Annotated in this window: 7 protein-coding genes and 2 pseudogenes; 6 read left to right on the top strand and 3 right to left on the bottom strand. The window is 59.5% G+C overall.

All coding sequences use genetic code 11. The features are described from left to right. Positions 1-149 precede the first annotated feature (149 nt). Together NCR38_RS29580 and NCR38_RS29575 are read right to left on the bottom strand one after the other, a co-directional pair. Positions 150-1,643, bottom strand: a complete 1,494-nt coding sequence (locus tag NCR38_RS29580) for an OmpA family protein (RefSeq protein WP_250478061.1) — start codon at positions 1,641-1,643, stop codon at positions 150-152. Between the two features lie 200 nt (positions 1,644-1,843). Further along, positions 1,844-2,626, bottom strand: coding sequence for a DotU family type IV/VI secretion system protein (locus NCR38_RS29575; RefSeq protein WP_250478060.1), 783 nt, complete (start codon positions 2,624-2,626; stop codon positions 1,844-1,846). Between the two features lie 581 nt (positions 2,627-3,207). Here NCR38_RS29575 and tssB point away from each other — a divergent pair. The 6 genes and pseudogenes from tssB to NCR38_RS29545 all read left to right on the top strand — a co-directional run bounded on the left by tssB (position 3,208) and on the right by NCR38_RS29545 (position 7,734). Continuing rightward, positions 3,208-3,720, top strand: a complete 513-nt coding sequence (gene tssB, locus NCR38_RS29570; protein ID WP_250478059.1) for a type VI secretion system contractile sheath small subunit — start codon at positions 3,208-3,210, stop codon at positions 3,718-3,720. Between the two features lie 87 nt (positions 3,721-3,807). Then, a complete protein-coding gene (tssC, locus tag NCR38_RS29565) occupies positions 3,808-5,250 on the top strand; it encodes a type VI secretion system contractile sheath large subunit (RefSeq protein ID WP_250478058.1) in 1,443 nt (480 codons plus the stop codon). Continuing rightward, positions 5,234-5,920: pseudogene (locus NCR38_RS29560) on the top strand (glycosyltransferase); the annotation flags it as partial. The gene tssC and the pseudogene NCR38_RS29560, both read left to right, overlap by 17 nt. After that, positions 5,917-6,426: a hypothetical protein gene (locus NCR38_RS29555; RefSeq protein WP_250478057.1), complete on the top strand. Its 510-nt coding sequence runs from the start codon at positions 5,917-5,919 to the stop codon at positions 6,424-6,426. The pseudogene NCR38_RS29560 and the gene NCR38_RS29555, both read left to right, overlap by 4 nt. Then, entirely contained in the window at positions 6,419-7,057 is a 639-nt protein-coding gene (locus tag NCR38_RS29550) for a dual specificity protein phosphatase family protein (RefSeq protein WP_250478056.1), read from the top strand. The genes NCR38_RS29555 and NCR38_RS29550 overlap by 8 nt, the downstream gene beginning before the upstream one ends. Positions 7,058-7,104: 47 nt before the next feature. Continuing rightward, complete coding sequence (locus NCR38_RS29545; protein ID WP_250478062.1) at positions 7,105-7,734, top strand: YdcF family protein; 630 nt, start codon at positions 7,105-7,107, stop codon at positions 7,732-7,734. Positions 7,735-8,190: 456 nt separating this feature from the next. On the opposite strand, the pseudogene NCR38_RS29540 reads toward NCR38_RS29545, so the two are convergent. Then, a pseudogene (locus NCR38_RS29540) lies at positions 8,191-9,227 on the bottom strand (IS481 family transposase). Positions 9,228-9,418 lie beyond the last annotated feature (191 nt).

The following is a 9,418-nucleotide window of genomic DNA, read 5'->3' as shown; positions in this document are numbered from 1 at the left end:
CCCTTGATGTCGGCGCCGCCGTCATCCTTGAGCCACATGTATGCGGGAATTGCCATTTACTACTCCTCTTTGGTACTACAAACTAATGTCTGGGATTCGTTCCCCGGACACCAAGATCCCGAAGCGTAAGCCTCGGGGATTCGACGCGACTACTGCGTGTGCGCAGAGGTCGCACCGTTATCCGGCACGAGCGTGATTTCAACGCGGCGGTTGTGGGCGCGGCCTGCGTCGGTATCGTTCGAAGCGATCGGCCGCGTGTCGCCGTAGCCCTGAATGGCGAACTGGGTGGCAGCGATGCCTGACGCGTCGATGAGCCAGTCGCGAAGCGCCGTCGCGCGCGCGAGCGACAGTTTCAGATTGCTCGCGGAATCACCGACGTTGTCCGTGTAGCCCGCGACGAGAATCCGCTTGTTCGGATGCGCCTTGATCATCTCGAGCGCCCCGACGAGCGTGCGGTTGGAGCCTGGCTTGAGCACCGCCTCGCCGCTATCGAAAAGCGACATGCTATCCAGCGTCACGACGGCGGGCGCAGGCGCGGGCGGCTGATAGCTCGCGATTGCATGGTTCAGCGACGGCAACCAACGGTTGCCTTGATAGAGGCCGAAGCCGAGCCGGACGGGCGCGCCGTCGCGCGCATACCGATCGAGCTCGTCGCGATCCGCGACGAGCTCTTTCAGCGCGTCGCGGTGCGCCGAGTCGTGACCGGCAGATATTGCGGTGAAGCGGTTCAGGTCGGACTCAACCCGCGTGATCAGTTCGGCGTTGTGCTGGCCAGAGCCCCAAAACGAAGCGGCGGTTGCCAACGCGAAGAGCGCAAGGGCATGTCCAATGGCGGCGATGCGCGGCGATACGCGAACGTGCCGTGGCATCGCTTCGATGAGCGGCTGCGGCAGCGGCCACGGCGTGCTCAAGGCGGCCACGACGGGTGGGGCGACGTGCGTGCGGCTTAGCACATCGCGCTCCCAAGGCCGGGACGCGTCGCTTGCCGGACCGCAGTCGATCCAGCCCGCGCCATAAAGCGGCCATGGCTGAGCGGGGTGACGTGGATCGGTGAGCGTGCCGAACACCACTCGTTGCGTCCAGCCGACGATCGAAGCAAGCGCCGCCGCGCGCGCCGCGTGGTACGGGTCGGGGGACTCGCGAACCGTCGTTGTCTCCGCGGTTCGCACGACCGACTCGATTTGCTGCGCGTCAATCGGGGCGATTGCCGACGCGCCGTACCATTGCCAGCGCGCGTTTGCGTCCTCCGGTTCGAGCGCGGTCAAGTGCTGATAGACGGCGACGTAACCCGGAAGACGCGCGCTCGCGATGCGCGATGCGTCGGCGCGCGCCTGGCGCACCAAGCGCAGCTTCTGCGCGAGCGCGTCGGAATCCGCGTGCACTGCCGGAGCGACACACAATACGACGCCGTCCGGCGCCTGACCATCGCGCCATTGCCGCGTGGCGAGCGCAACCTGTGGCAGATCTTGTGGACGATTCACGCGCAGCCAGATTGCGCCGTCACCGACGAACACCAGGCGGTTCGTGCCCGATTGACGGTCGAAGAGGGCAGCAAGCGCATCACCCGTGACGAGTACGAGCGGCATGCGTCGGCGCAGGCTGACAGGAAGCTCTGCCGTGGCCGTGCCAAGCGCCTTGAGCATGTCAGCGCTTTGCTCCCGGGCGCGAGCGAGCCGAACCGTGCGCCAGCCAACGAACACTGCCGCCGCAAGCAAGACGATGGCCGTGCAGGGCCATCGCGACGCTCGGTCTAGGGGTTGCACGAGCCACAGCACGGCCAGCGCGAGCGCGGCCGCGTAGACGGCGAGGGTGCGTGCTGGATATCCCAGCCTCTCAATTGAACTCACGGTGCGGTCACTGAAGATTCAGCCTTGCTTAGAACCGCGGCGCTTCTGGCGTCGAGCGCGACGTGCCAGGTCAGCCACATCGAAACCGCACACACCAGCGCAAGACCGGCGAGCCCCCACGGCGAAAGGCCGTGAAAGAAACGGTAAAACCAGCTTCGCAGGCGCTGGCCGCCTGGTTCGACGTAAAACGACTGCCCGTCTGCGGGACGCAAGCGTGCTAGCAACGTGGATAAAGTACGCATTAGCCCCTGACGCTTCGCCTCGCCCTCGAGCGCATAGCGGCCAGTGAATCCGAGGCCCAGAACGGCGGCGTAGCACTCAAGGAGATCCACATGGGGCGACGCTTCGCGCATGTGCGCTTCGAGCCGGTCGAAAACGAATTCACCAGCGTTATGTTTCTGGAAAAGCGCAACCTGTAGCGGCTCACCCAGCCATGTGTTCTTGTCTGCATCGCGCAAAGAGCGCACGGCCACTTCGTCGAGGAGCGCACACAGTGCGTCGACCGCTTCTCGGCACACTTCCTTGGCATAGCCTCGCTGGTTGAGCGCAGCAGCAAATTGCTCGATCAGCAGGGTGCAATGCTTTCGAAACGGCTCATATATCTCGACCTTTCCGCCGGCAGTCTGCATGGCCACGAGAAGCGACGCGTCGCGTAGCAGGTCGCACATTCCGGGGGGAGCCGGACGCGCAGCATCTATACGTGTAATACCCGACGTGTTCTGAACCAAGGCCCTGCGTGAAGACAATTGACCAACGTCAATCATGAGCGTGTTTCCCATCAACAAGTCGTGTCGGCATCGGCAATCTGACGCCGTGAAAGTGCGATCCGCATAGATGCATAGATGATCGTTGTGTCTATGATTTGCTGTCTATGATGCTGTACAAATTTTATCGTCACGCATACCCTTCTCGAATCCAGACGTTGAAAATGCAGGATAACGAAGCGTTGAGTTGATGAGACGAGCCGTTTCACGATCAATACTGTAACACCTGTTCGAGACACCTCCTGTCTCGAATGTTGCTTTGAAGTGGGCGAATTGAGAGAACTGACCTTGCGTTGTAAAAGAGTGTCCGGATCTGTCGCTGGGGTCGCTCGAACGGGCATGTAGGAAGCCGCAAGGCTGTGCGCAATCAATTGACAAACAACGGTTTTTCGTTCGCCATGGCACGGGTTCGATCCAGATTTGCCCGCCCGTTGGGGCATTTGCGGTGCATGTCGAATCCTGCTAATGTGCCCCAAAGACAGGGCATGCGCGGGCAGCGCACGGCATTCGCTTCTCGCATGTTCTTGAGGAAGTTACAGCAGCGTTGCATCCCAAAATGCGAGGGTGCAGAACATTTCTGATAATAAGGACTATTAATGGATAGCTTCCAGCGCGAGATTCCGAAAAGCCGGGTCTCCATCACCCTTGACCTTCATACTGGCGGCGCACAGAAGAAGATAGAACTGCCGCTCAAACTGCTGGTCGCGGGCGACTTCAGCGCCGGGCGCGAGCAGGCGCCGCTTTCTGAGCGCAAGAAGGTCAACATCGACAAGAACAACTTCGACGCGGTTCTGAGTGATCTCGCGCCGGACCTGAAGTTCGGTGCGGAAAACACGCTCGCGAACGATGGATCCGAACTGGCGGTGAACCTGTCGTTCCGCTCGATGAAGGACTTCGAGCCGGAACAAGTTGCGCGTCAAATTCCTGAACTGCAAGCGCTACTCGCCGTGCGCAATCTGCTGCGCGATCTGAAATCGAACCTGCTCGATAACGGCACGTTCCGCCGCGAGTTCGAGAAGATTCTGAAAAACAAGGAACTCTCCGACAAGCTGCGCAGCGAGCTTTCGCAGATCGCCACGGCGGCGACGCAGCCCGAAGGCCACGCCTGACACGGCTGAATTCAGAGCTGAGTCACACACTGGCTCCCCCAAGGTTCAAACGCGGGTCAAACGACCGCATCGCAGACAGGATAGTTCATGAGCAAAGTAGAAGCCCGTTCGGGCGCCGCGGGTAAGGCCGTCGTACTCGACGCGCCGCAAGAAGCATCGCTTGGTGACAGCGTCTATGCGTCGTTGTGCGGCAAGATCAATTTGAGCCCGGTGTCGCAAGCGCGTCCGCTCGAAGCATTCCGCGACAGCGACACGTTGTCTGAAGCCTCCGCCGACGAGCGCCTCGCGCGCGGTATGAGCGCATTTCTTGACCTCGTCGCGAAGACGAGCAAGCCGGTCGAGCGCCTGGACAAGTCGCTGCTCGATTTCTTCATCGGTCAACTGGATCGCCAGATCAGCAATCAGCTCGACGCGGTGATGCACAACGCAGAATTCCAGGCGTTGGAAGGTCGCTGGCGCGGTCTGAAGATGTTGGTGAGCCGCACCGATTTCCGCAAGAACGCTCGCATCGAAGTGCTGGACGTATCAAAGGACGCGCTGATCCGCGACTTCGACGACGCCCCTGAACTGATCCAGAGCGGTTTGTATCGCCTGACATACATTGAGGAATACGACACGCCGGGCGGCCAGCCGATCAGCGCGCTCGTCAGCGACTTCGAATTCGCCAACTCGCCGCAGGACGTGGCCCTACTGCGCAACATCTCGAAGGTTGCGGCGGCGGCGCATATGCCGTTCATTGGCTCGGTGGGCGCGGCCTTCTTCGGCAAGAAGTCGATGGAAGACGTCGCGGCGATTCAGGACATCGGCAACTACTTCGACCGTGCCGAGTACATCAAGTGGAAGAGCTTCCGCGACACGGACGACGCACGCTACGTCGGCCTCGTGATGCCGCGCGTGCTCGGCCGCCTGCCGTACGGCAAGGACACCACGCCCGTGCGCGCCTTCAACTATGAAGAGCAGGTGAAGGGCCCGGACCATGACCGTTATCTGTGGGTGAATGCGTCGTTCGCATTCGCGGCCAACATGACGCGAAGTTTCGTAAGCAATGGCTGGTGCGTGCAGATCCGCGGTCCGCAAGCGGGCGGCAAGGTGGAAGACCTGCCGGTGCACCTGTACGACCTCGGCACCGGCGTGCAGCCGAAGATCCCGACCCAGGTGCTGATTCCGGAGACGCGCGAATTCGAATTCGCGAACCTCGGCTTCATTCCGCTCTCGTTCTACAAGAATCACGACTTCGCGTGCTTCTTCTCGGCTAACTCGACGCAAAAGCCCGCGCTCTATGAGACGAAGGAAGCGACGGCCAACAGCCGCATCAACGCTCGCCTGCCGTACATCTTCCTGCTCTCGCGCATCGCGCACTATCTGAAGCTGATTCAGCGCGAGAACATCGGCACGACCAAGGATCGTCGTCTGCTCGAACTCGAGTTGAACAACTGGATCAAGGGTCTTGTGACCGAGATGAACGATCCGGGCGACGAGTTGCAAGCGTCGCACCCGCTGCGCGAGGCGAAGGTATTTCGCCGCGAATGACGAGGTCGCGTGGCGCATGGTCAATCGCGGCGTTCCTTTGGCGTCGATTCACGTCGGGGGAATCCCCGTGATGCCGGCCTTCAGCGAGCGTTTCGACCGCGCTGCGTGTGCAGCGTTATACGGTCTGGATCCAACGCGCAAGACGCTCCTGATGATGTCGGGCGGGGAGGGACTCGGAGCACTCGACGTGCTCGCGGCACGTCTGCTCAGCATGGGTGGAGACTTTCAGTTGATCGCGCTGGCGGGACGAAACGAAGCAATGCTCGATGCGCTGCGAAAGCTGGGAGAGGCTCACCCCGGCCGTATGTACGTTTCAGGTTTCACGCCGCACGTGGAGCGCTTGATGGCCTGCTCTGATCTCGTTATCACCAAGCCTGGCGGCTTAACTACATCGGAATGTCTCGCGATGCAAGTACCAATGATCGTCACATCGCCGATTCCCGGCCAGGAAGAGCGCAATGCCGACTACCTGCTCGAACAGGGCGTCGCGATGAAAGCTGTCGATGCGGTAGCTCTCGAATTTCGGGTTCGCGCGTTGCTCAGCGATCCAAACCGACTGAGCGCAATGCGCAGCAGGATCGCCCCGTTGGCACGACCGTACGCGGGACGTTTCGTCATGGATACGGTGCTCGACGCCCTCAAACATACAGTTACAGAGAAAGCGGTATGAGTTCATGCGTCGTTGTGCCCGGCAAGCGAACGCTGGCGCTCGTTCTCTGGGTCGCCTTATTGGGCTTTTTCTTCGCGAACGTCGAAATACAAATCGAAGGGAGCGCAGGTTGGGCCGCCAATTTGCCCACATGGCGGATCGAGCATCATTGGTTGCTCGACATCTTTTGGGGTGGCAGACCGATGACGGGATATCACGCATGGGTATTTCCGTTCGTCGCACTTTTCTTCCATCTTCCCGCAATATTCTTTGCCCGGTGGTCGTGGCGTATCGAAGCGCGCATTGTCGCGTGCATCATGACGTTCTGGCTCGTCGAGGACTTTCTTTGGTTCGTTCTCAATCCCGCATATGGAATCGCGCGCTTTGATCCTGTCCACGTGCTGTGGCACAAACACTGGGTCGGATTTGCACCCACCGACTACTGGACCATGAGCATCGCTGCGCTCGTGCTGTTCCTGATGTCGCGACAGTGGGAGTCAGGTTCGAGGTGCTCGTCGGATGAATAAGGCTTTCAGCGTGCTTTTCTACGGTGCCGGGCTAACGGTCGTGGCATATGTCGTTGCGGCGAAGACGCTGGGCGAGCCCGTTTCGTTACATTCAAGTGCTCCTGCTGTATCGATGGCAACCACACGTCCGCTCACATGGGCTGAGCCGATGATTTACACGGGCGTCGATAATCTGCACCGCATCACGCCCTCGCTCTATCGCAGCGCGCGAATTTCAGAGGATGACGTGCCGAAATTGCGTGCACTGGGCATTCGCAGAATCATCAGTCTCCGCTCGTTTCATTCGGACGAGGCGGTTCTCGCGGGAAGCGGCATTGTGCAGGAACGCATTCCCATCAATACGTGGAACATCAAGGACGAAGACATGATCGCCGCGCTTAAGGCGCTGCGCGACGTTGATCACGACGGGCCAGTTCTTATCTACTGCCAGCACGGCGCGGATCGAACAGGGCTGGTGTCGGCGCTATACCGCGTGGTGTTTCAGGGATGGACGAAGCGACAGGCTGAGGATGAATTACTGGACGGTGGCTATGGCTTTCATCCCATCTGGGCGAACATCAAACGCTACCTTGAGCAGGTCGATGTCGAATGGTTGAGACGGCAGGTAAAGGGCGCACCACGCGATGCTTGATGCGATTGACCGGTGAAACGTCAGGGTCTTCGAGACTATTTCGAATAATGTTGTGCGTGGCTGTCGCGACCGCACTGCTCTGGTTTATCGCTGCGGCGCTGATTTGCCTGCGAGGGATAACAATGCCGTATGACGACGCTGACGTTGCCGTTGTCTTCGGAAATGCGCTCTTGAATGACGGAACTCCAAAGTCCATTCTGGCGGCAAGACTCGACGCCGCCCTTAAATGTCATCGCGCCGGTCATTGTCCTGTGCTCTTCGTGAGTGGAAGCATCGACGGCCCCGGGCTCAACGAAGCGAGATCGATGCAGACATGGCTGATCAGACATGGCGTGGAACAGGAGGCCATCGTTGTCGATGAGCACGGCGACAACACGCTCGCTTCGGCTCGGAATGCCGTGACCTTTATGCGCGAACATCGGATGACGCGAGTCCTGCTCGTCACGCAGTACTACCACCTTGCGAGAGCTAGCCTCGCGTTTGAGCGGGCGGGCGCGCGTCTCGTGCTGGGCGCATTTCCGCGTGAATTTCGCGTGATCGACGTCTATTCGAGTTGGCGCGAGGTGCCTGCATACGCGGTCTACTTCTTTCGGCTCGCAGCTAACGCGGACGCCAAGCCCGTATCATTTCGACCTGTTCAGTTCCTGATGAGACTCATTTCGAGGCCTGGCTGGTGACTCTCTGCCGGCAATGCAATTCATTCCGGATAACTCGGAAGTATCCCCACACAATAGCAGCGGAGGTCCGCCTTTGTCGTACAGAAATCTGATCGCAGGATTATTGGGAAGTTTGTTCACCGTTTCAGCCGCCTATGCCAGCGCTGACATGTCATGTGACCCGAGCCCACGGCTAAGGGAAAGCGACTATTCATGTGCAGGTGTGCCGTTCTTGAGCCCGAATAACGACACGCGGGTGAACGCGATCTTGCTGATGTCGAGCGACAAGGTGGCAAAGTTCCTGTCGAACCCGCAATCTGTTCCTGCTGAAGAACGGGCAAGCAGTCTAGCAGGCCGTTGAAATATCCGTCGTTGGCGCGCTAAGACGCGTTGCGACGGATGCTGAACTCGCGCTTCTGACATGTATTAGCTGGGACTCGATCTGACAGGTAGTCGGGGTCGATTGAGAGGAAGCGATCAATGGGGAATGAGTTTCTCCTTAGCGAGTTCCAGTGAATCGAGAAAGGTACGCATCGGGGTCTTGCCGTAACACCATCTTCCCTGATGCTCACGTTCATTGTTGTACTGGTCGAGCCACGCATCAAGATCAGTCTGCAGGACGTCGATCGACTCGTAGATCTTCTTGCGGAAGGCCACGCGATAGAACTCGTTGAGCATGGTCTTGTGCAGCCGTTCGACGATCCCGTTGGTCTGCGGCGATTTGGCTTTCGTACGAGTGTGATCGATGTCTTCCACGGCCAGATACAGCTCATATTCGTGATGTTCGGGGTTACCGCAGTATTCCGTGCCCCGATCGGTCAGTACACGCAGCAGCGGGATGCCGAAACTGTCGAAGAACGGAACGACGCGATCGTTAAGCAAATCAGCCGCCGGGGGGGCGTCTTGCGATCGTAGAGCTTCGCGAATGCCACCTTTGAGTAGGTGTCGACAAAGGTCTGCTGATAGATGCGACCCACTCCCTTGAGCGATCCAACGTAGAAGGTGTCCTGCGCTCGGCAGTAGCCTGGACATTCGGACTCGAATTCACCATGTTCTTCCTTCTCGCGCTTGGCACGTTCGAGCGCGACGAGTTGTGCCTCGGTCAGCACCAGACCCTCTTGGGCGGACTTGGCTTCCAACGCCTTCAGGCGCTTGGGCATGGTTTCCAGGTCGTGACGCAGCCAGATGCTACGGACGCCCTGAGGCGACACCGACAGCGCATGCCGCTTAAGCACTTCGTTGGAGATCCGGATCTGACCGTAGGCTGGCAATTCGAGAGCCAGCTCGACTACGGCAGTCTCGATCTGCGGATCCACGCGGTTCTTGAGCAACGGCCGGTGATGAGAAATCTCCTGTAGCGCGGCCTCGCCGCCGCGCTCGTACAGTTCCTTGAACCGGTAGAAGCTGTCGCGCGAATATCCCATCACCCGACAGGCTTGGCTGACGTTGCCAAGCTGCCGCGCCAGTTCGAGCATGCCGACCTTGCCACGGATGACCTTCTGTTCCTGATTCATGGCGGACTCCTTGCTGTTCGCGGCGCGCATTGCCGCTTCGGGCTACACCCTTCGCGCCACTGCGCGCCAGCATGAGAAAACCAACCACTGTCAGATCTAGTCTAGTTCACTGCATCTGACACGCGCAAAAACCCTTGTGAGCGTTCGATGCTGCTCGTGAGTTCACAAAACCGACGCTATCGATTGCTTCC

Source organism: Caballeronia sp. INML1 (assembly GCF_023631085.1).
Lineage (GTDB): Bacteria > Pseudomonadota > Gammaproteobacteria > Burkholderiales > Burkholderiaceae > Caballeronia > Caballeronia turbans.
The sequence above is the reverse complement of the archived record's forward strand: the minus strand, read 5'-3'. Positions and strand labels throughout refer to the sequence as shown.

Bases quoted from the DNA above. Each gene is read 5' to 3' on its own strand.
- NCR38_RS29580 (WP_250478061.1), bottom strand. From the start codon at position 1,643: ATGCTCAAGGCGCTTGGCACGGCCACGGCAGAGCTTCCTGTCAGCCTG.
- NCR38_RS29575 (WP_250478060.1), bottom strand. From the start codon at position 2,626: ATGGGAAACACGCTCATGATTGACGTTGGTCAATTGTCTTCACGCAGG.
- tssB (WP_250478059.1), top strand. From the start codon at position 3,208: ATGGATAGCTTCCAGCGCGAGATTCCGAAAAGCCGGGTCTCCATCACC.
- tssC (WP_250478058.1), top strand. From the start codon at position 3,808: ATGAGCAAAGTAGAAGCCCGTTCGGGCGCCGCGGGTAAGGCCGTCGTA.
- NCR38_RS29555 (WP_250478057.1), top strand. From the start codon at position 5,917: ATGAGTTCATGCGTCGTTGTGCCCGGCAAGCGAACGCTGGCGCTCGTT.
- NCR38_RS29550 (WP_250478056.1), top strand. From the start codon at position 6,419: ATGAATAAGGCTTTCAGCGTGCTTTTCTACGGTGCCGGGCTAACGGTC.
- NCR38_RS29545 (WP_250478062.1), top strand. From the start codon at position 7,105: ATGTTGTGCGTGGCTGTCGCGACCGCACTGCTCTGGTTTATCGCTGCG.